Annotated in this window: 18 protein-coding genes and 1 pseudogene; 10 read left to right on the forward strand and 9 right to left on the reverse strand. The window is 73.6% G+C overall.

The window, feature by feature from the left end; genetic code table 11:
• Nucleotides 1-126 precede the first annotated feature (126 nt).
• The gene (gene lhgD / locus EFE23_RS12225; protein ID WP_123241023.1) at nucleotides 127-1323 is read right to left on the reverse strand and encodes an L-2-hydroxyglutarate dehydrogenase; all 1197 of its coding nucleotides are present in this window, start codon (nucleotides 1321-1323) and stop codon (nucleotides 127-129) included.
• A gap of 118 nt (nucleotides 1324-1441) precedes the next feature.
• Here lhgD and EFE23_RS12230 point away from each other — a divergent pair, with 118 nt between their 5' ends.
• The 4 genes from EFE23_RS12230 to EFE23_RS12245 are packed head-to-tail and all read left to right on the forward strand — an operon-like array spanning nucleotide 1442 to nucleotide 5201.
• Nucleotides 1442-2578 carry a DegT/DnrJ/EryC1/StrS family aminotransferase gene (locus EFE23_RS12230; protein ID WP_123241024.1) on the forward strand — a complete coding sequence of 379 codons (1137 nt, stop codon included), beginning with the start codon at nucleotides 1442-1444 and terminating at the stop codon, nucleotides 2576-2578.
• Nucleotides 2579-2609: 31 nt separating this feature from the next.
• On the forward strand, nucleotides 2610-3542 hold the full coding sequence (locus EFE23_RS12235) for an NAD-dependent epimerase/dehydratase family protein (RefSeq protein WP_123241025.1): 933 nt from the start codon (nucleotides 2610-2612) through the stop codon (nucleotides 3540-3542).
• The gene (locus EFE23_RS12240; RefSeq protein ID WP_123241026.1) at nucleotides 3539-4006 is read left to right on the forward strand and encodes an acyltransferase; all 468 of its coding nucleotides are present in this window, start codon (nucleotides 3539-3541) and stop codon (nucleotides 4004-4006) included. Before EFE23_RS12235 ends, EFE23_RS12240 begins: the two co-directional genes overlap by 4 nt.
• Nucleotides 4007-4016: 10 nt before the next feature.
• Nucleotides 4017-5201 carry a glycosyltransferase family 4 protein gene (locus tag EFE23_RS12245; protein WP_123241027.1) on the forward strand — a complete coding sequence of 395 codons (1185 nt, stop codon included), beginning with the start codon at nucleotides 4017-4019 and terminating at the stop codon, nucleotides 5199-5201.
• A gap of 58 nt (nucleotides 5202-5259) precedes the next feature.
• On the opposite strand, the gene EFE23_RS12250 is transcribed toward EFE23_RS12245, so the two are convergent.
• Nucleotides 5260-6399, reverse strand: a complete 1140-nt coding sequence (locus EFE23_RS12250) for a lysylphosphatidylglycerol synthase domain-containing protein (protein WP_233600953.1) — start codon at nucleotides 6397-6399, stop codon at nucleotides 5260-5262.
• A gap of 217 nt (nucleotides 6400-6616) precedes the next feature.
• On the opposite strand from EFE23_RS12250, the gene EFE23_RS12255 reads away from it, so the two are divergent.
• Both EFE23_RS12255 and EFE23_RS12260 read left to right on the forward strand, forming a co-directional pair.
• On the forward strand, nucleotides 6617-7717 hold the full coding sequence (locus tag EFE23_RS12255) for a DegT/DnrJ/EryC1/StrS family aminotransferase (protein WP_123241028.1): 1101 nt from the start codon (nucleotides 6617-6619) through the stop codon (nucleotides 7715-7717).
• Nucleotides 7714-8673, forward strand: a complete 960-nt coding sequence (locus EFE23_RS12260; RefSeq protein ID WP_123241029.1) for a Gfo/Idh/MocA family protein — start codon at nucleotides 7714-7716, stop codon at nucleotides 8671-8673. Before EFE23_RS12255 ends, EFE23_RS12260 begins: the two co-directional genes overlap by 4 nt.
• Before the next feature lie 72 nt (nucleotides 8674-8745).
• Here the strand turns inward: EFE23_RS12260 and EFE23_RS12265 are convergent, their stop codons facing one another.
• Nucleotides 8746-10782 carry a DUF6541 family protein gene (locus tag EFE23_RS12265; protein ID WP_123241030.1) on the reverse strand — a complete coding sequence of 679 codons (2037 nt, stop codon included), beginning with the start codon at nucleotides 10780-10782 and terminating at the stop codon, nucleotides 8746-8748.
• Between the two features lie 474 nt (nucleotides 10783-11256).
• Between EFE23_RS12265 and EFE23_RS12270 the strand changes: the two genes are divergently transcribed.
• Nucleotides 11257-13014 (forward strand): CDP-glycerol glycerophosphotransferase family protein, encoded by a 1758-nt coding sequence (locus EFE23_RS12270; RefSeq protein ID WP_199737031.1) that lies wholly within the window; start codon nucleotides 11257-11259, stop codon nucleotides 13012-13014.
• Nucleotides 13015-13076: 62 nt separating this feature from the next.
• Here the strand turns inward: EFE23_RS12270 and EFE23_RS12275 are convergent, their stop codons facing one another.
• Nucleotides 13077-13619 (reverse strand): acyltransferase, encoded by a 543-nt coding sequence (locus EFE23_RS12275; RefSeq protein WP_123241032.1) that lies wholly within the window; start codon nucleotides 13617-13619, stop codon nucleotides 13077-13079.
• 151 nt (nucleotides 13620-13770) lie between these two features.
• Nucleotides 13771-14109, reverse strand: coding sequence for a DUF952 domain-containing protein (locus tag EFE23_RS12280; protein ID WP_123241040.1), 339 nt, complete (start codon nucleotides 14107-14109; stop codon nucleotides 13771-13773).
• 56 nt (nucleotides 14110-14165) lie between these two features.
• On the opposite strand from EFE23_RS12280, the gene EFE23_RS12285 reads away from it, so the two are divergent.
• The 3 genes from EFE23_RS12285 to EFE23_RS12295 all read left to right on the forward strand — a co-directional run bounded on the left by EFE23_RS12285 (nucleotide 14166) and on the right by EFE23_RS12295 (nucleotide 16659).
• Complete coding sequence (locus tag EFE23_RS12285; protein ID WP_123241041.1) at nucleotides 14166-14477, forward strand: hypothetical protein; 312 nt, start codon at nucleotides 14166-14168, stop codon at nucleotides 14475-14477.
• 66 nt (nucleotides 14478-14543) lie between these two features.
• On the forward strand, nucleotides 14544-15212 hold the full coding sequence (locus EFE23_RS12290; RefSeq protein WP_199737032.1) for a response regulator transcription factor: 669 nt from the start codon (nucleotides 14544-14546) through the stop codon (nucleotides 15210-15212).
• 10 nt (nucleotides 15213-15222) lie between these two features.
• Nucleotides 15223-16659, forward strand: a complete 1437-nt coding sequence (locus EFE23_RS12295; protein WP_123241033.1) for a sensor histidine kinase — start codon at nucleotides 15223-15225, stop codon at nucleotides 16657-16659.
• A 6-nt stretch (nucleotides 16660-16665) separates the two neighbouring features.
• Here the strand turns inward: EFE23_RS12295 and EFE23_RS12300 are convergent, their stop codons facing one another.
• The 4 genes and pseudogenes from EFE23_RS12300 to EFE23_RS12315 form a co-directional block, all read right to left on the reverse strand.
• Nucleotides 16666-17628: a TAXI family TRAP transporter solute-binding subunit gene (locus EFE23_RS12300; RefSeq protein WP_123241043.1), complete on the reverse strand. Its 963-nt coding sequence runs from the start codon at nucleotides 17626-17628 to the stop codon at nucleotides 16666-16668.
• A 122-nt stretch (nucleotides 17629-17750) separates the two neighbouring features.
• Nucleotides 17751-18422 carry a hypothetical protein gene (locus tag EFE23_RS12305; protein WP_123241034.1) on the reverse strand — a complete coding sequence of 224 codons (672 nt, stop codon included), beginning with the start codon at nucleotides 18420-18422 and terminating at the stop codon, nucleotides 17751-17753.
• Between the two features lie 105 nt (nucleotides 18423-18527).
• A complete protein-coding gene (yaaA, locus tag EFE23_RS12310; protein ID WP_123241035.1) occupies nucleotides 18528-19325 on the reverse strand; it encodes a peroxide stress protein YaaA in 798 nt (265 codons plus the stop codon).
• A gap of 22 nt (nucleotides 19326-19347) precedes the next feature.
• Nucleotides 19348-19725: pseudogene (locus tag EFE23_RS12315) on the reverse strand (hypothetical protein); the annotation flags it as partial.

The following is a 19725-nucleotide window of genomic DNA, read 5'->3' on the forward strand; positions in this document are numbered from 1 at the left end:
CCCGCCGCAATCCGGCGGCTCCCGTGCCGGGGAGGCCGCGATCTGCCGGAATCCGGCGAGTCCCGGACCAGGGGAGGCGCGATCTGCCGCAACCCGCGCCCTGCGCCCGAGGTGCGGGGCGGCCGGTCAGCCGAGCTGGTCGACCGGGAGGCGGGAGACGATGTGCCGGGCGATCTCCAGTGAGCTGGTCGCCGCCGGGGAGGGCGCGTTCAGCACGTGCACCTGCCGGTCGCCCTCGACGATCAGGAAGTCGTCGACCAGGCCACCGTCGGGCAGGATCGCCTGCGCCCGTACGCCGGCGCCGGCCGGCACGATGTCCGCCGGGGTGAGTTCCGGCACGAGCCGGGCGAGGCTGGCGGCGAAGCGCTTCTTGGACAGCGAGCGGGCCACCTCGGTGAGGCCGTACCGGTAGTGCTTGCGGCCCAGCGCCCAGAGGCCGCGGTAGGTCAGCTCGTCCCAGACGTCCCGCGGCTTGATCCGGGCCCAGGAGTATCCCTCGCGGGCGGTGGCCAGCACGGCGTTCGGGCCGGCGTGCACGCTGCCGTCGATCATGCGGGTGAGGTGCACCCCGAGGAACGGGAACTGCGGGTCCGGCACCGGATAGATCAGCCCACGGACCAGGTCGCGGCGCTGCGGGACAAGTTCGTAGTATTCGCCCCGGAACGGGATGATCCGGACCGGAGTGGACACTCCCGACAATCGGGCGATCCGGTCGGCGTGCAGGCCGGCGCAGTTGATCAGCACGTCGCCGGTCACCTCGCCCCGGGTGGTGCCCACCACCACCTCGCCGCCCCGGTTGGTGACCGCGGTCACCTCGGTGCCGGTACGCAGGTCCGCGCCGCCCGCGGCGAGCAGCTCGGCGAGCTTGCGGCAGACCGCGCCGAAGTCGACGATGCCGGTCGAGGCGACGTGCAGCGCCGCCACGGCCGCCACGTGCGGCTCGTGCTCGCGGGCCTCGTCGGCACCGATCAGCTTCACCGGCAGCCCGTTGGCGAGCGAGCGCTGGTGCAGGTCGCGCAGGCGGGGCAGCTCGGCCTCGTCGGTGGCCACGATGAGCTTGCCGCAGACGTCGTAGCTCAGGTCGTGCTCGGCGCAGAACTCCTTCATCGAGGCGCTGCCGGCCTTGCAGAGCGTGGCCTTCAGGCTGCCCGGCTTGTAGTAGACGCCGGCGTGGATCACCCCGGAGTTGTGCCCGGTCTGGTGCGCGGCCCAGCCGGACTCCTTCTCCAGCACGGTGACCATGTCCCCGGGACGGTCGGTCATCAGCCGGTGCGCCACGGCGAGCCCGACGATGCCGCCACCCACGACCACGAACCTTGTCATCATCATCTCCCCAGGCCGACGCCGCGACCGATGGTAACGAAGAGGCCCGCGCGCCCGATTCGCGCCCGACCGCCGGGGGTGGCCTACACTTCACCGGGTCCATCACTCGGGGAGTCTCATGTCTGAGGTCATCGCGCTCGGTCAGCCCACGGTCGGCGAGGCCGAACTCGCCGCCATCGCCGAGGTCTTCGCCTCGGGCTGGCTCGCTGGTTCCGGCCCCACGAGCCGTCGTTTCGAGGAGCGGTTCGCCGCCACCGTCGGCACCCGGCACGCGCTCGCCACGAGCAACTGCGGCTCGGCGCTGCACCTGGCTCTGCTCACTCTCGGTGTCAAGCCGGGCGACGAGGTGATCGTCGGCGACTACACATTCCCGGCCACCGGCCACTCGGTGATGTGGACCGGCGCGAAGCCGATCTTCGCCGACGTCCGCCCGGACATCTGGACGGTGGACCCGGCCGCGGTCGAGGCCGCGATCACCCCGCGCACCGTCGGCATCATCGCCGTCGACGCGTTCGGCCAGCCGGCCGACTACGACGAGCTGCGCGCCATCGCGGACAAGCACGGGCTGTTCCTGGTCGAGGACGCCGCCTGCTCCGCCGGCGCCACCTACAAGGGCCGCCCGGCCGGCAGCCTGGCCGACGTCGCCACCTTCAGCTTCCACGGCCGCAAGGGCATCACCGCGGGCGAGGGCGGGGCGTACGTCACCGACCGGGACGACCTGGCCGCGCACGCCCGCAAGCTGCACACCTACGGCGTCGAGGGCGCGCTCACCCGGGCCGAGCTGTCGAACCTGCCCATTCCGACCTTCACCGAGCTGGGCTACAACTACCGGCTCTCCGACGTCGCCGCGGCCATCATGATCGCCCAGCTGGACCGGCTGCCGGACCTGCTGGCCACCAAGCGGGCGATCGCCGCGCGCTACGGCGAGCTGCTCAAGGACCACGAGCTGATCACCACGCCGTACGAGGCGCCGGACCGCGAGCACCCGTGGCAGTCGTACGTGGTCACCCTCGACCGGCGGGTGGACCGCGGCGCCGTCGCGATGGAGCTGCGCCAGCGCGGTGTGCAGTGCACCTTCGGCACCTACGCCTCGCACGTCCAGCCGCTCTACGGCCAGACCGACCCCTGCCCGGTCTCGGCGGACCTCTTCGCCCGCCACCTGGCGATCCCGATGCACGCCAACCTCACCGACGCGCAGGTCGAGACCGTCGCCGCGACGCTCACCGAGGTCGTCGACTCCCTCGCCGCCCGCTGACAAACCCCCCCCAGGAAGGACACCGTCCACCATGTCGAAGCAGACCGTCTTCATCACCGGAGGCGCGGGCTTCATCGGCCTCCACGTGGTCCCGATGCTGTTGGAGAAGGGCTACCGGGTCCGCATCTTCGACAACATGTTCCGCGGTGACCGGGACCGGATCGCCGAGCTGGTGGCCACCGGCGACGTCGAGCTGATCGACCAGGACGTCCGCTACGGCGGCGCCGTGCACGCGGCCATGAAGGGCTGCGACTACGTCATCCACCTCGCCGCGGTCTCGATCAACAAGAGCCAGGCCGACCCGTACGAGTCGATCGACATCAACATGGTCGGCAACCACAACGTCTTCGCCGCCGCCGCCGACCACGGCGTCAAGCGGCTGGTGTTCGCGTCCTCCGCGTCGGTGTACGGCGACCCGAAGAAGCTGCCGATGCACGAGGACGACCGGCTCGACCCGCTGACCCCGTACTGCATCTCGAAGCGCGCCGGTGAGGACCTGCTCGGCTTCTACCAGCGCAGCAAGGGCCTGAACTGGATCGCCCTGCGCTTCTTCAACGTGTACGGCCCGGGTCAGAAGCCCACCGCCTACTACACGTCGGTGATCAACCACTTCGTGAAGCGGCTCAAGAACGGCGAGCCGCCGGTCATCGACGGCAAGGGCGAGCAGTCGATGGACTTCATCCACGTCCACGACATCGCCCGCTCGGTGGTCGCCGCCATGGAGGCCGAGCAGGGCAACGTGCCGATCAACATCGGCACCGGCATCGACACCTCGATCGCCACCCTGGCCGAGATCCTGATCAACGCGGTCGGTGTCGACGTGCAGCCGCAGTTCAACCCGCGTGAGGTGCTGGTCAGCCGCCGGGCGGCGGACATCACCCGGGCCAAGGAGGTGCTCGGCTGGGAGCCGACCATCGCCGTCGAGGACGGGATGACCGACCTGATCAAGACTGAGGTGGCGTGACCCAGCCGCCGTCCGCCGGGGGCCCGTCGTCGCACGGGCTCCCGGCGAATCCGTACAACCCGCACGCCTGGGTGATCGGTGAGCCGGAGATCGGGGCGGGGACCTGGATCGGGGCGTTCACCGTCATCGACGGTTCCGGCGGCCTGACCATCGGCGCGGGTTGCGACATCAGCTGCGGAGCGCAGATCTACACGCATTCCACGGCTCGCCGTTGCGTCTCCGGCCGGGCCTATGCTTCGGTGGACCGGGCGCCGGTCCGCATCGGTGACCGGGTCTTCATCGGCGCGAACGCGACGGTGATGATGGGCGTCACCATCGGCGACGGCGCGGTGATCGGCGCCGGCGCCGTGGTCAGCCGGGACGTGCCGGCGGGGGCGGTCGTGGCCGGGGTGCCGGCCCGGATGGTGTCCACAGTCGAGCTGGACGGGACCGACGTCCGGTTCGTGCCGGTCGTGGAGAGCTAGGAGTTCCCCCGTGCGTATCGCAGTGGTCAACAACTTCTTCCCGCCCCGCGCGGGTGGCAGCTCGCACCTGTCCGAGTCCCTCGCCAAGGGCTACGCGGCGGCCGGGCACGAGGTGCTCGTGCTCACGGCCGCCTACCAGGACGCGCCGGCCGAGGAGGAGCGCGACGGTCTGCGGATCGTCCGGCTGCCCGCCTGGATGCTGCCGCAGACCCGGCTGGCGGTGAGCTTCGACATCTCCTTCACCACCCGGCCCAGCCTGCTGCGCCGGGTCCGCAAGCTGCTCGACGAATTCCGGCCGGACGTCATCCACCAGCACGGCCAGTTCTTCGACCTGACCTGGGCGACGTCGCTGTACGCGCGCAAGCGGCGCGTGCCCACCCTGCTCTCCATCCACACCCGGCTGGAGAACCCGCAGGCCCGGTACGCCAAGGTCTTCCGCGGTCTGGACGCCACCATGGTCAAGCCGTTCATGCGGCGGTCCAAGCCCCGGCTGGTGGTCATGGACGTGCTCATGCAGGAGTACATCCAGCAGCGCTACGAGGGCGCGCACTCCGGGCTGGTGCCGATCCCGGTCGGCGTCGACCCGGAGTGGGTGACCGGCGGCAACGGCCAGCGGGTCCGCGAGCGGTACGGCCTGGGCGACTCCCCGGTGATCCTGTCGGTCGGCCACGTCATCCCGCTGCGGGACCGGATCGCCCTCGTCGAGGCGCTGCCCGCGGTCCTCGCCGCGGTGCCGGACGCGAAGCTGCTGGTCGCCGGCCAGATCTACTACCCGGTCTTCCAGGAGCGCGCCAAGGCGCTCGGCGTCGAGCACGCGCTGGTCTGCGCGGGCAAGGTGCCCAAGAGCGAGATCCCGGACCTGCTCGCCGCCGCCACCGTCGAGTCGCACGAGCAGGGCCTGGGGCTCGGCACGGCGACGCTGGAGGCGATGGCGGCGGGTGTCCCGGTGGTCGCGCCGGCCCGCGCGGACAACTTCCCCGGCATCGCCCTGCGGGACGGGGAGAACGTCCTGCTCTGCGCGCCGGGCGACGTCGACGGGCTGGCCGAGCGGCTGATCGCCGCCCTCACCGACCCGGTGGTGGCCAAGCAGATCGGCGTCAACGGGCAGGCCCTGATCCGCGAGCGGTTCAGCCTTCAGCGGGTCCTCGACCGGCACCTCGAGGTGCTCGGCGAACTGGCCGCCAGCCGGCGCTGACCCCAGTACCCGACGAGGCCCCCCGACCCGGCCGGGTCGGGGGGCCTCGCTCGTTGCCTCAGTGCGCGACGGGTGCGCTCTCCGGCTGCTCGTTCCCGGCGCGCGGCGCCGGGGGCCGGGCCACCGCGACGGCCGGTTCGGCCGGCTCCGCCGCCGGCGTGGCGGTCTCGCCGGTGACCTGCCGGACCTGCCGGACCCCGGAGAGCGCGGCGATGCCGGCGCCCAACAGGTCCGCCACCGTGAAGATCAGCCGGGAGGCCAGCGCGATACCGGTGGCCGCGCCGACGCCGCCGGCGTCGGCGAGGAACGGCGCGAGGGCGGCGACCAGCACCGCCTCCCGGACACCCAGGCCGGAGGGGGACAGGAAGGCGAACATGCCGACCGTGATCGCGATGGCGAACGAGCCGATGCTGCGCAGCAGCCCGCCGACGCCCGGCGCCGCCTGGGCGTTGGCCAGCAGCCACAGGTGCACGCCGAACAGGGTGTAGCCGAGCGCGCTCCAACCGATCACCCGCAGCACGCCGGGCAGGGTGAGCCGGTGGTGCAGCGGCTCGCGGCGCAGCACCTTCAGGGTGAGCTGGATCAGCCGGGTGAGCACCGCCGGGATCGCGCAGATCAGCGCGATCGGGAAGAGGATCGCCACGATCCACAGGGCCACCCGGACCGGCTCGGCGTACTCGGAGCCGTTCGCGGTGGTCGCGTCGAGCAGCGCGGGCAGGCTGAGCAGGCCCAGGCCGAGCGCGGCGACCACGCCGAGGCCGAGCGCCACCAGGGTGGACAGGAAGGCGCGGGCGCGCGGCAGGCCGGCACGCCGGCCCAGCTCCATCTGGAGCACGTACGCCCAGACGCTGCCGGGGATGTACTTGCCGAGCTGGCCCACCATGCAGATGCGCAGGGCGGCCGGTACGGACACCCGGTGCTCCAGGTCGTCCGCGGCGGCCCGCCAGGCCATCGAGTTGGCGAACATGCCGGCCAGCACGGCCAGCACCGCCAGCACCACCGAGGGCCAGGCCAGGTGGAGCCAGGTCTCCCGGACGTCGGGCCACTGCTGCACGACGCTCCAGACCATGCCCGCGGCGATCAGGGCGATCACCACGACGCGTACGGCGAGGGAGAGCCGGCCGGTCGACTTCGGGGTGGCGCCGGCCTGCCCGGCCGGGGGGTTCAGGTCGTCGACCTGCGTCGCGGTCTCTGCCACGGCCTTTTTGCCTCCGCGTCGCTTTTATCCGTTCGGATGGACTGGGACGAGCAAACGCCGAGGGTAGCGCAGCTTCCCGGCCGCCACGAATCCGCGCGGCCCGGCGAGTCGGCCGGCGAGCGTGGCGTAGCGCTCCCCGCGCCGGTCCAGGTGTGCCCCTCGTCTCGCACGCTGCTACCGTTCGCAGGCCCCCACCATCTCAAGGAGGAGAACTCCGGTGATCCCGATTTCCGTCGTCAAGCTCGACGAGGCGGCCGAACGGTTGGCGGTCGAGGTGATCCGCTCGGGCGTGCTGGCGCAGGGCCCGATGGTGGCCCGGCTGGAGCGCGAGTTCGCCGATCTCGTCGGTGTCGAGCACGCGGTCGCGGTCAACAACGGCACCACCGCCCTCGTCGCCGCCCTGCAGGCGCTCGACCTCGAGCCCGGCGACGAGGTCGTCACCAGCCCCTTCACCTTCGTCGCGACGCTCAACGCGATCCTGGAGGCGGGCGCCACCGCACGCTTCGCGGACATCCGCGAGGAGGACTTCTGCGTCGACCCGCAGGCCCTCGCGGCCGCGGTCGGCCCGCGGACCAAGGTGCTGATGCCGGTCCACCTGTACGGGCAGCCGGCCGACATGGACGCCATCGTCCCGCTCGCCCAGCAGCACGACCTCGCGATCGTCGAGGACACCGCACAGTCGCTCGGCGCGACCATCTCCGGTCGCGGCGCGGGCAGCTTCGGCCTGGGCACCTTCTCGCTCTACGCCACCAAGAACCTCACCACCGGTGAGGGCGGCATGATCACCACCAACGACGACGCACTGGCCGACAAGCTGCGGGTGCTGCGCAACCAGGGCATGCGGGCGCGCTACCAGTACGAGATGGCCGGCCACAACTACCGCCTCACCGACCTGCAGGCGGCCCTGGGCATCCCGCAGCTCGCCGCGTACGGGGACAACGTCAAGCGGCGCAAGGACAACGCCGCCCGCCTCTCCGCCGGCCTCGCCGACGTGCCGGGCCTGCGACTCCCCACCGAGCTGCCGGGCCGCTCGCACGTCTGGCACCAGTACACGCTGCTGGTCACCGACGAGGCGCCGGTCGACCGGGACGAGGTCATCAGCCGGCTCTCCGCGGCCGGCGTCGGCTGCGGCATCTACTACCCGAAGACCGTGTACGACTACGAGTGCTACCGCGACCACCCGCGGGTGATCGCCGACCCGGCCCCGGTCACCGAGCGGGTCGTCCGGCAGTGCGTCTCCATCCCGGTGCACCACCACCTCACCGACAGCCAGGTGGACCAGGTGATCGAGGCCGTCCGGAAGGCGGTGGCCGCGTGACCGCCAAGCCGCGCCTCGCTCTCGTCGGCACCGGCTCGATGGGCTCGCTGCACGCGCGGGTCATCGCCGGCTCCGAGCGCGCCGAGCTGGCCAAGGTGATCGAGCCGCGCCGCGCCGTCGGCCAGCAGGTCGCCGAGCGGTACGGCGCCGCCTGGGCGCCGGACCTGGCCGACCTGTCGGACGTCGACGCCGTGGTCATCGCCGCGCCGACCGAGATCCACCACGGCCTCGCCGGCCAGGTGCTCGACGCCGACAAGCCGCTGCTGATCGAGAAGCCGGTCTGCGGCAGCCTCGCCGAGTCCGAGGAGATCGTCGCGCTCTCCGAGAAGCGCGGCGTACCGCTGCTCTGCGGCTTGCTGGAGCGCTTCAACCCGGCGGTGCGCACGGCGCTCGCGCTGACGCACCAGCCGGTGCACCTGACCGCGACCCGGCACTCGCCGTACGCGCCGCGGATCCGCACCGGCGTCGCCTGGGACCTGCTCATCCACGACGTGGACCTGGCCATCCAGGCGTTCCGTGGCGCCGAGCCGACCAGCGTGCAGGGCACCCTCGGCTACTTCCATCCGGACTCGGTCACCGGGGCCGAGGACGTGGCGGAGACGGTGCTGAACTTCGGCGACGGCGCCCTGGCCAACGTCTCGGCCAGCCGGATCGGCCAGCGCAAGGTGCGGACCCTGGTGATCAACGAGGTCGACCGGCTGATCGAGGCCGACCTGATCCGCAAGGACGTCACCATCTACCGGCACGTCTCCTCCGACGCCGCGACGCCCGACGGGCGGGGCTACCGGCAGCAGAGCATCATCGAGGTGCCCGAGCTGATCACCAACCAGGAGCCGCTCGCCGCCCAGCTCGACCACTTCCTGGACATCCTGGCCGGCACCGCCGACGCGGACGAGGAACGGCGCCGGATCCTGCCGGCGCACCGGGTGGTCGGCGCGCTCTTCGCCGGCCGCTGAGGCTGGCCTGATCGGAAACGGCCCCTGACCGGATCGGTCAGGGGCCGTTCGCCGTCGGCGGGCTATCCGCCGTCAGCGGGTCCCGGGGCAGGCCCGCCCGGCGTCGGTGACCCGGTAGATGCGGATGCTGCCGATCTGGTGCACCAGCGCGATCTTGTTGCTGGCGGCGATCCGGTCCGACTCGTAGTGCTTGTCCCAGCCGCCCGGCATCCGCCGCTTGCCGGTCACCACGTAGCTGATGTTGAGCTGGCGCACCTCGCACCCGGCCGGCCGGGCGTCCCGGCTGTTCACCAGCCAGTTCCAGGCGTCCCACCGCCGCTCGTAGTTCTCGGTGGGCAGGCCCGGCAGCGGCGGGATGCCGAACAGCAGCGGCACGTCGTAGTCGGCGTAGGACCAGCTCATGAACTCGCGGTGCCGGTCGTACGCGACCACGCTGCCGGGCGGGGAGTTCTGCTGCAGCCAGCGGAACGCCTCCGGATACGACCGGCCCAGCGCGGTGCGGCTCTTCATCTCCTTCCGGATCGGGCGCCAGCTGTCCGGCACGGCGCCGAGGCCGAGCAGGGTCAGCACCACCAGGGTGGCGGCGACCGCTGCCGGCGCGGGGGAGGCGCGCAGCCTCCGGGCGCGGGCCGCCAGCAGGCTCACCAGCCAGGCGATGGCCAGCCCGAGCACCACCGCGCCGGCCACCGTCAGCAGCCCGTAGACCGGGAAGATCATCGAGCGGACCCGTTCCCGGACGCCGTACCAGAGGCTGGACAACGTGTTCGCGGCCGGCGAGTCGGACGCCGAGGTCCAAAAACCGAGCAGGGTGAAGACCACCCCGGCGACCAGCCACGGCCGGGCCCAGCGCAGCGGGCGCAGCACCAGCGCGAGCAGCGACAGCAGCAGGCAGGGGATGACGATCCAGAGCCCGACCTGGATGCTCGGCACGGAGAGCTGGAAGTCGCGGCCGCCCACCTGGGGGAAGCCGAACAGGACGTAGCGCTGCGGGTCCGTGACCCAGTACTCCCAGGATTCGCCGTACCTGCCGACCAGCGGGGGCGGGTTGGACTCCCGTTCCCCGTTCGCGCCGAGCAGCACCCCGAGCAACGGCAGCAGCGGCACCAGCGCGGCCACGGCCATCGCGGCCAGGCCGGCGCCCAGCCGGCGCCAGACCGGCCGACCGGCCAGCGTCACCGCCATGCCCAGGGCGAGCACCCCGATGAAGAGCACGTCGTAGGTGTGGGTCATCACGATCCCGGCGGTGGCCAGGCCGGCCAGCAGGCCCATCCGTACCGGGTGGGCGCCGCGCAGCGCGAGGGCGATGAGCAGGGCGACCGCACCGGCCACGGCGGGCGCGGTCTGCTCGGTGATCCGCCCGGTCACCACCGAGAGCCACATCGGCCCGAGCACCGCCGGCGCGGCGGCGGCGCAGGCCGCCACGACCGGCCGGCCACCGAGCGCGCGCACCGCCGCGTACACGGCGGCGGCCAGGGCGACCGGGCCGAGGATGATCGACCAGGCGGTCATCACGGTGCTGACCCGACCGCCGGAGAGTTCGGCGGCCTGGGCCCAGGAGACGTTCGCCGCCAGCGGGTAGAACGAGCAGGAGACCGCGGGGTCGGTGGCCCCCGTGGTGCAGGCGGAGGAGATCAGCACGCTGCCGCTGTCCATGATCCGCCGGGTGAGGAATCCGTGGTTCATCGCGTCCCAGCCGGGCGGGGCGTTGAGCCGCCCCAGGATCAGCCAACCGAACGCCACGTTGACCAGCGCAGGCACGGTGACCCCCACCAGGTCCGCCCAGTGCGGCCGGACGGACGGCAGGCGCAGCCGGGCGCGCGGCCCGGGCCGGGTGCCGTCCTCCGCCGGCTGGACCAGCCCACGGGCGACCAGCCGGGACCCGAGCACCGCCAGCCCGGCGAGGAGCAGTTCCGCGACGAGCACCGCCGACGCGCTGTCCGGCAGTCCGAGCTTCGGCAGCCACGACATGGCCAGGGTGGTCAGGCCGAGGGTGAGTGCGGGCGTCGCCGCCCAGGCCGCCCACCGGTAGCGCCCCGGCGGCAGGGCGAAGCCGAGCAGCGCGCCGGGCACGAGGGCGACGGCGAGCGCGATCAAGGTCGTCAAACCCATGGATCCTTTCGAGGGACGCCAGCTCTCCGGCGGCGGCCGGCGGGCCCGGGTCGAGGTGCGCGCGCCCACCAGGCCGCCTCTGCCGTGGCGGCCTGGTGGGCGGACAGCCGGACCAGTATAGGAATGCGACCTTGGCGCCGCCGGGGGCCGCCGCGCGGGAACAGGGGGGACCTGCGGCGGCGATCGGGTGGCCCGGACGAATGGGAGCAACAGCGTCAGATGGCGACACCCCAGTGATACCGGTGGCTTCCCTCACGTTAAGGTCACACCTACGCTGTGGCGGCTGCGGTTGGCATCAACGGGGCCTGGTGAGGGACGATGGTGGGGCGGCGCGCGTGCGGTGGGTCCGGTCTCGCGGCGACCTGCCGGCGGGTGCCTGTGCCGCTGACCCAGCCCTGCCCGAGGTGGCGGACCCGTGCCGGGACGAGCCGGCCCACGCCGGCCATGTTGTCGATCTCGTAGGGAGCGTACTCGTTGTTCGGCAAGTTGATGGGGCCGGCGGGCGTCGCCGCCCGGGGCGCGCTGGTGGTGCTGTGCTACCTGGTCACGCTGGTGGCCGGTGCGCTCGGCCAGCCCGCTGTCTTCGCCGTGGCCGGCACGCTCGCCGTGCTCGGCGAGTTCGCCATGATCCGGTGGTCGACGCCCTCCGAGGTGCTGCTGGAGAAGGTCGGCCTGACCCGGTCCTACCGGCAGCTCACCCGCGACCTGGCGAGCGTGCTGCTGGTCGTCTCCGCGGTGCGCCCCGGGGCGGTGGCGGTCACCTGGCTGATGCTGCTGGTGGCCGCGGTCTGGGTGATCGCCATTCTCGCCGGTGCGCTGAACACGATGATCGACCGGCGTAACCCGGTCTCCGCGCTGGTCCGCAACATCGACCTCGGCCCGATGCGCGCCGCGCCGCGCCCGCCGTCCTGGGCCGCCGGCGTCGCCGGTGAGCGGCTGCCCTTCCTCAACGTCCTGCTGATCCCCGGCGCGGTCGTCGCGGCGGTCGCCGACCACATCGCGCCCGCGCTCGTCGCCGCCGGCGTCGCCACCCTGGTCACCGCGGTCGTCGGCCTGGTGGTCGGGGTGACCTGGCTGCGTGGCCGGGGCAGCGGCCAGCCCACCCTGCTGCCCGCGGTGCAGCGCTGGTTGGACCGCAACCGGCCCGAGGTGGCCCTCTACTTCGCCGGCCCGGCCAAGGACGTCTACCAGGCCAACATGTGGCTCGCCCCGATCGAGGCGCTGGAGCGGCCGGCGGTGGTGCTGATGCGCAGCCGGGAGGCCTTCCAGGAGTTGGCCGACACCCGGCTGCCGGTGATCTGCGTGCCCACCGCGGTGGACTTCCTGAACCTGGAGCTGGGCAGCGTCCGCGCCGCCCTCTACGCGGCCAACGTCGGCGCGAACATCCACCTGCTCCGTGAGCCCGGCATGAAGCACGTCTTCGTCGGTCACGGCGACAGCGACAAGCAGGCCAGCGTCAACCCGTACAGCAAGGTGTACGACGAGGTCTGGGTGGCCGGCCTGGCCGGGCGGGAGCGCTACGCCCGGGCCGGGGTCGGGGTCCGCGACGAGGACATCGTCGAGATCGGACGGCCGCAGCTCACCGGGGTGCACACGTTCGGCGCGGAGTCGGTCGACCGGCCGTTCACCGTGCTCTACGCCCCCACCTGGGAGGGCTGGCTGGACGACGACCCCTACCACACCTCGCTGGTGGCGATGGGGCAGCGGATCGTCAAGGGCCTGCTGGAGAGCCACCCCGCGGTCCGGCTGATCTACAAGCCGCACCCGCTGACCGGCTCCCGGTCCAAGGAGGCCAAGGCCGTGCACGAGCGCCTGGTGGGGCTGATCCGGGCGGCCGGCGGTGACCCCGACGCGTCCTCACTGGACGGTCCCGGTCACCGGGTGGTCACCGGGCGGACACCCGCGCTGTTCGACTGCTTCAACCAGACCGACCTGCTGATCAGCGACGTGTCCAGTGTGGTCTCCGACTTCGTGCAGAGCCAGCGCCCGTACGTGGTGGCCAACCCCAGCGGGTTGCCGGAGGACGAGTTCCGGCGCGAGTTCCCGACCTCGCGGGCGGCGTACCTGCTCTCCGCCGACTGCGGCGAGCTGGAGAAGATACTCGCCCTGACCCGGGCCGGTGACGACCCGATGACCGAGGCGCGGCGCGAGCTGAAGACGTACCTGCTCGGCCCGGACGAGCCGAACTCGATGGAGCGGTTCCGGGCGGAGATCGCTCGACTCTGCGGCTGAACCGCGCCGGGACGGGCCCGCGAACGGGGAGGCCGGCCCTCCCCGTTCGTCGTGCGTGGGACTCAGCCCTCGTGCGGCGGGTTGTTGGCGTCGCGGGAGACGACCTCGCCCTTCTCATCCACCCAGCCCTTCGGCCGGGCCGGGTTGCCGGCCACCAGCTGGTACGGCTTGACGTCCTTGGTCACCACCGAGCCGGCCGCGATCATCGCGTACTCGCCGACCTCGATGCCGCAGACCAGCGTGGCGTTGGCGCCGATCGAGGCGCCCCGGCGGACCAGCGTCGGGGTGATCGTCCAGTCCGGGTTCTGCGCCCGCGGCCGGAAGTCGTTGGTGAAGACGGCGCAGGGGCCCACGAACACCTCGTCCTCGATGGTGACGCCCTGGTAGACCGAGACGTTGTTCTGGATCTTCACCCGGTCACCGACGGTGACGTTCGCGTCGACGTACACGTTGCGGCCGATGACGCAGCCGGAGCCGACCTGCGCGCTCGACCGGATGTGGGCCAGGTGCCAGACCTTGGTGCCGTCGCCGACCTGAGCGCCCTCCTCCACGTCGGCGCTCGGGTGGACGAACACGGAGGCGGACCGGTCGTTGGTGTCAGTCATTGTCTTCTCGCATCGTCGCAGGGGCGCGTCGTCGCGCCGTCGGTGCCGGACGGCCGCGCCGGCGCGCCGCCGCGGGTCCGCCCGGGCCAGGACCACCCGGCCGCCCCGGGCTCCCGGTGCCGGCGCGGGCTCGACGGAGCATAACGAGCCGTCAGCCGAGCAGTTCGGCGACGGCGTCGGCGGCCGGCCGGTCCGCCGGCAGCGGGTGCGCCGAGACCACCGCCGCGACCGGCAGCGCCGCGTACAGGTGCGGGAAGAGCGCGCCGCCCCGGGACACCTCCCAGCGCAGCGCGTCGCCGAGCCGGTCCGGGTCGACGGCGAGCACGGTGAGGCCGGTGACCCCGGCGAAGACCCGCCGGGCGGTCTCCACCACCTGGTCGGCCGCGGAGAGGTGGATGAATCCGTCCTGCCGGTCCATCTCGGTGCCGGTGAACTCCCCGGCCGCCCGGGCCCGGACCCACTCGCTGGTCGTCAGGATCTTGTAGATCACCACCGCAGCCTACGGCGTTCCGGCATGCTCGGATGGAGGCCCGCGGAGGGATGGCGATGCAGAGCTACGACGACGACTGGACCGACGGCCAGCGGGCCGTCTACGACGAGTGCCACCGGTACGGCGCCGAGTGGGCCGCCGACCCGGACACCCCCACCGAGGACGTCCAGCACGTGATCAACCTCGGGCAGGCGGACGACGACGCCTTCACCGACGCCGAGATCGACTACCCGCCGCTGGTCGACGCCGTCACCCAGGCCACCGGAGAGACCGTCACGACCGTGCCGGCCAGCCACCACGATCCGGGCTTCCGCGGCTTCGTGGACGGGGTGCGGGACGCCACCGCCGACGAGGTCTTCGGGCTCTGACCGGAGGCCGGCCCTCCCGTCCCGCCGCCGCGTCTGCCACCATTCGCAGGGCAGCACGTCGAGCGGATGGAGGCACGGGTGCGGATCCTCCTGGTCGAGGACGACCGGCGGGTGGCGGCCGCCCTCTCCTCCGCCCTGACCCGGCGCGGCTACCAGGTCGAGCACGCGGCCACCGTCGAGGCGGCCCTCTCCGCCGCCCCCTGCGACCTGGTGCTGCTCGACCTCACCCTGCCCGACGGCGACGGCACCGACCTGTGCCGGGAGCTGCGCCGGCGCAGCAGCCAGCTCGGCATCATCGCGGTGACCGCCCGGGGTGAGGAACGGGACCGGGTGCTCGGCCTGCGGCTGGGCGCCGACGACTACGTGGTGAAGCCCTTCTCCATGGTGGAACTCCAGGCGCGGATCGAGGCGGTGCTGCGCCGGGCCGCGCACACCGTGCCGGAGCGCCACCTGATCGAGGCGGGCGCGGTCCGCATCGACGTGGGCGGGCGCACGGTCAGCGTCGCCGGCCGGGCGGTCACGCTCACCCGCAAGGAGTTCGACATCCTGCTCTCGCTGGCCCGGCAGCCGGGCGTGGCGGTGCCCCGGGAGCGGATCCTGCTCGACGTCTGGGGCACCACCTGGGCCGACCGGCACACCGTGGAGGTGCACGTCGGCTCGCTGCGCGGCAAGCTCGGCGACCCGACCCTGGTGGAGACCGTACGCGGGGTCGGCTACCGGCTCCGCGGCGAGTGAGGAGGCCAGGGTGCGCCGCCGGCTCGTGATCAGCTACCTGCTCCTGATGGTGCTGGTGCTGCTGGCCCTGGAGACCCCGCTGGCGGCCACCCTCGCCACCCGCGAGACCGAGCGGGTACGCGCCGACCGGCTCGCCGACGCCACCCGGTTCGCCTCGCTGGCCGGCCCGGCGCTGCGGGGCGGCGGCCCAGGCCCGCTCGACGCGGAACTGGCCGCCTACGACGACCTCTACGGCATCGGTGCGGCGGTGGTCGACCGGGACCGGCGTACCGTGACCGCCTCGGTGAGCTGGAAGTTCGGCACCGGCGCCGACACGGCGCTGGACACCGCCCTGGCCGGCCAGCAGTTCAGCGGACCGGACTCGGTCTGGCCCTGGGTGGGCGGCCCACTGGTGGTGGCCGTACCGATCAACGACGGCGGCGAGGTGCTCGGCTCGGTGGTCACCGCCACCCCGGCCGGGAAGGTACGCCGCACGGTCACCGCCTGGTGGCTGCTGCTCGCCGGCATCGGCCTGCTCGCCGTGCTGGCCTGCGTCTCCACCGCGTTCGGACTGGCCGGCTGGGTGCTGCGCCCGGTCACCGAACTGGACGCGGTCACCCACGAGATCGCCGAGGGGCACCGGGCCGCCCGGGTCCGCCTCCGGCTCGGCCCGCCCGAGCTGCGCCGGCTGGCGGCCAGCTTCAACAACATGGCCGACGTGGTCTCCGACGTGATGGACCGGCAGCGGGCCTTCGTGGCGCACGCCAGCCACCAGCTGCGCAACCCGCTCACCGCGCTGCGGCTGCGGGTCGAGGAGCTGGGACCGAGCCTGGCCGACGCGGACGGCCGGGCCGAGCACCGGCTGGCGCTGGAGGAGACCGACCGGTTGGCCACCGTGCTCGACGCGCTGCTCACCCTGGCCCGCGCCGAACGGGAGGAGAACCAGCAGGTCACCGTGGACGCGGCCGGGATCGCCGCCTCCCGGGTGTCGGCCTGGCTGCCGCTGGCCCGGCACCGGTCGGTCACCCTCCGGCTGGACACCACCGACGCGCCCGCGTACGCCCGGACCGTGCCGACCGCGGTCGACCAGGCCCTCGACGCGCTGATCGACAACGCGGTCAAGTTCAGCGGCGCCGGGGGAGAGGTCACGGTGACCGTCCGCCCGGCCGAGGGCGGGATCGCGCTGCAGGTGCGGGACACCGGGCCCGGCATGACGGCCAGCCAGCTCGACCAGGCCACCGAGCGGTTCTGGCGGGCGCCCGACGCGCAGAACGTCGACGGGGCCGGGCTGGGCCTGACCATCGCGGCGGTGCTGGTCGACGCCTCCGACGGCCGGCTCACCATGCGCCAGGGCGAGCCTCGGGGGCTCGTCGCCGAGCTGTGGTTCCCCGCCCCGGAGGGGACCGCCGCCCTCGACGGCACGCCGGTCGACGCCGAGCCGAAGAACCCCACGGCCGTCCGGGCCTGAACCGGGTCAGGGCTTGCTGGAGACGTACCAGTCCGCGGCGCCAGGATGCAGCGGCAGCGGGGTGGTGACGATCGCCGACCGGGGACTCATCCGGCCGGCCGCCGGATGCGCGGCGGCCAGTTCCGCCCGGCGTTCCATCAGCAGCCGGGTCACCTCCCGGACCAACGCCTCCGGCAGGTCCGCGCGGACGATCAGGTAGTTCGGGTTCGCCACCGTGCTCACCGGGTCCGTCCCGTACACCGAGCGGGGAATGTCCCGGGTCACGTAGACCTGCCCGTACCCGCGGCGCAGCGGCTCGGTCCACTCGCCCAGGTCGACCATCCGGACGGCGGTGCTGCCGGCCAGCTCCGCGACGCCGCGCACCGGCAGCCCGCCGGAGAAGAAGAACGCGTCGATCCGGCCGGCGCGCAGCGCCGCCACCGAGTCGTCCAGGCCCAGGTGCTCCTGGCGGACCTGGCCGCCGTCGAGGTGGGCCACCTGGAGCAGCCGCATCGCGGTGACCTCGGTGCCGGAGCCGTCGGCGCCCACCGACACCCGCCGGCCACGCAGGTCCGCCAGGGTGCGTACCGGGCCGCCGGCCGTGGTGACCAGGTGCAGCAGGTCGTCGTAGACCCGGGCCACGGCGAGCACCGCGGGGTGCTCGGACGAGCGCGGCGGCAGCACGTCGGCCTGGGTGAAACCCAGCTCCGCCTGCCCGGCGCCGACCAGCCGGACGTTCTGCGCCGAGGCGGCGGTGACCACCACGCTGGCGCGCACCCCGGGCAGCTCGCGGTTGAGGATGGCCGCCAGGGACTGCCCGAAGGCGTGGTAGACGGCCGTCGGGCTGCCGGTGGCGATCCGGATCCGCACCGGCTCGCGCGGCTCGTCACGGCAGCCGGCCACCCCGGCCAGGGCGGGCAGCAGCAGCAACAGCAGCGCCACCGGCGCCGCGACCCGGCGCCGACCGGGCGCAGACCAGTGTCGGCTCACGCGCAGCACTGTGCGTCGTGCACCGCCCGCGGCGCAAGCCCGGCAGGTCGGCGGTCCGCGACCGCCGCGCGTCGACCCCCCGGTGCCTCCGCCCGGCGGTCGGCGACCGCCGGGCGGAGGCCTCAGCAGGCGGCCGCCGCGGGGACCAGGGTGGCGCTGTCCACGATCCGGGTGCGGTGCGGACCGTTGGGGACGCTCACCAGGAAGCATCCGGCGCCGGGCCGGAGCATCGCGGGCACCTCCAGCAGCGCCGCGCCGCGGACCAGCACCGCGGCCAGGTCCCGGTCGGCGAGCCGGATGCCGAGGCTGTGCCGGCGTACGTGCCGCCCGCCGGCCAGCAGCGCCGCCCGCCAGGCGGCGGCGGCCAGCCGGGGCCGCCACACCCGCCGGGCCATCGAGGCGCCGGGGACCGGGCCGCCGAGCAGCTCCCGCCGGCCCTGGCGCCAGCCGGTCTCCAGCAGCGCCGCGTACGTCGACCGGTGTTCCCGGGGCACGTACAGCCGGTGCAGCTCGTAGCGGCGGCGCAGCCCGCCGGTGGCCAGCTCGTGCTCGACCGGCACGTCGAGGCGGCCGAGCAACTGCCGCATCCGGCGCGCCGCGTCCTCCCGGTTGAACTCGGCCATCCCACCCCGGTACGTGCCGACCTCCGGCCGGCGGGTCCCGGTGGCCGGCGGCGGCGTGCAGCGCACCAGGCAGGCCACCTCGAACGCGTCGGCGAGGGTCAGCCAGTCCAGCGGCGGCGGTACGGGCGACGGGCGGGGCCGGTCGAGCAGACTGATGGGTTCGGGGGCCATCGCGGGTGCTCCTTGCGTCGGGGTTCCCCTAAGGTGACCCCCGGCGCGGGCAGCACGGAACCGCTGCGTCCGAGCCTTGAGCAAAATTTGCGGCTGGCGCCGGTCCTACAGCTCGGTGACCACGATGTCGAGCTGGCGTGGCCGGCCGGCCGCGACGGGCTGCTCCTCGACCGTGTACTTCAGGTCCCGCAGCGCCCCGACCAGCGCGGCGGCGGTACGCGGCCGGGCGCCGGCGGTCAGCAGGTCACGGACCAGCCGGCCCTTGGTCGCCTTGTTGAAGTGGCTCACCACCGAGCGGGTGGGCAGCCCGTCGACCTCCCGCTCGTGCAGCACCCGGACGGTCACCGTACGGTCGGCGACCGCCCCGCGCGGCGTCCAGGTGGCCGCGTACGCGCCGGAGCGCAGGTCCAGCACCGGCCCGCTGCCGGCGGCCGCCGCCATCGCCGGTTCGAGGGCCCGGCGCCAGTACGCCGACAGCGCGCCGACGCCCGGCAGCTTCGCGCCGACCGGGCAGCGGTAGGGCGGGATCCGGTCGGTGAGGCGTACCGCGCCCCACAGGCCGGAGCTGATCAGCACCGAGCGGCGGGCCAGCCGTTCCGCCGCGGGCGGCAGGGTGGCCAGGTCGAGCGCCTCGTAGAGCACCCCGGTGTAGATCCGCCCGGCCGGGGCGCTGGCCGCCTCCCGCAGCCGCGCGTTGCGGCGCAGCTCGCCGCGCTGCCCCTCGCTCAGGCCGAGCGCGGCGCGGGCCGCCGGCTCGTCCGGCCCGGCGCAGAGCGTCACGAGGGCGGCCAGCACCTCCTCGCGGGCCGGGGTCAGCTCCGGCAGGGAGAGCCGGGACAGGTCCAGCCGGCGACCCGTGCCGGCCTCGGCCTTCCCCTCGGACGGGGGCAGCAGGATGAGCATCGGATCAGCGTACGGCCCGGTCCTAGCGCCACGGCCGCACGGCGCTGTCCGGGTGGTACACGCGATAGCCGCCCACCTCGGCCACCACGGCCGAGTCCGCCCGGTCGCCGAGCCGCCGGCGCAGCCCCCGCTCCGCCGGTGACCCGACTGCCAGCACGTACCCGGGCCGGGCCGCCCGCCCGACCCGCTTCCAGTACGCCGGGTAGCGGTTCTGCCCCGGCGTCAGGTCGCCGTCCAGCACCCCGCAGACCACCGCCTCACCGGTGTTGAAGATCAGCCGGTTGCAGGTCCAGTAGTCCCCGTACACCTCGTGCAGGCCGGCCCGGCGGACCGTGTCGGCCAGCTCCCGGGCTTGCCGCTCCTCGGCGCGCAGCCCGGGCGCGTCCGCGACGAACGCCAC

This window comes from Micromonospora solifontis (assembly GCF_003725545.1).
GTDB classification, from domain to species: domain Bacteria; phylum Actinomycetota; class Actinomycetes; order Mycobacteriales; family Micromonosporaceae; genus Micromonospora; species Micromonospora solifontis.

Coding starts and splice junctions, on each gene's coding strand:
- EFE23_RS12285 (WP_123241041.1), top strand. CDS start 14,166: ATGCAGAGCTACGACGACGACTGGACCGACGGCCAGCGGGCCGTCTAC.
- EFE23_RS12305 (WP_123241034.1), bottom strand. CDS start 18,422: ATGGCCCCCGAACCCATCAGTCTGCTCGACCGGCCCCGCCCGTCGCCC.
- EFE23_RS12265 (WP_123241030.1), bottom strand. CDS start 10,782: ATGGGTTTGACGACCTTGATCGCGCTCGCCGTCGCCCTCGTGCCCGGC.
- EFE23_RS12290 (WP_199737032.1), top strand. CDS start 14,544: ATGGAGGCACGGGTGCGGATCCTCCTGGTCGAGGACGACCGGCGGGTG.
- EFE23_RS12230 (WP_123241024.1), top strand. CDS start 1,442: ATGTCTGAGGTCATCGCGCTCGGTCAGCCCACGGTCGGCGAGGCCGAA.
- lhgD (WP_123241023.1), bottom strand. CDS start 1,323: ATGACAAGGTTCGTGGTCGTGGGTGGCGGCATCGTCGGGCTCGCCGTG.
- EFE23_RS12275 (WP_123241032.1), bottom strand. CDS start 13,619: ATGACTGACACCAACGACCGGTCCGCCTCCGTGTTCGTCCACCCGAGC.
- EFE23_RS12235 (WP_123241025.1), top strand. CDS start 2,610: ATGTCGAAGCAGACCGTCTTCATCACCGGAGGCGCGGGCTTCATCGGC.
- yaaA (WP_123241035.1), bottom strand. CDS start 19,325: ATGCTCATCCTGCTGCCCCCGTCCGAGGGGAAGGCCGAGGCCGGCACG.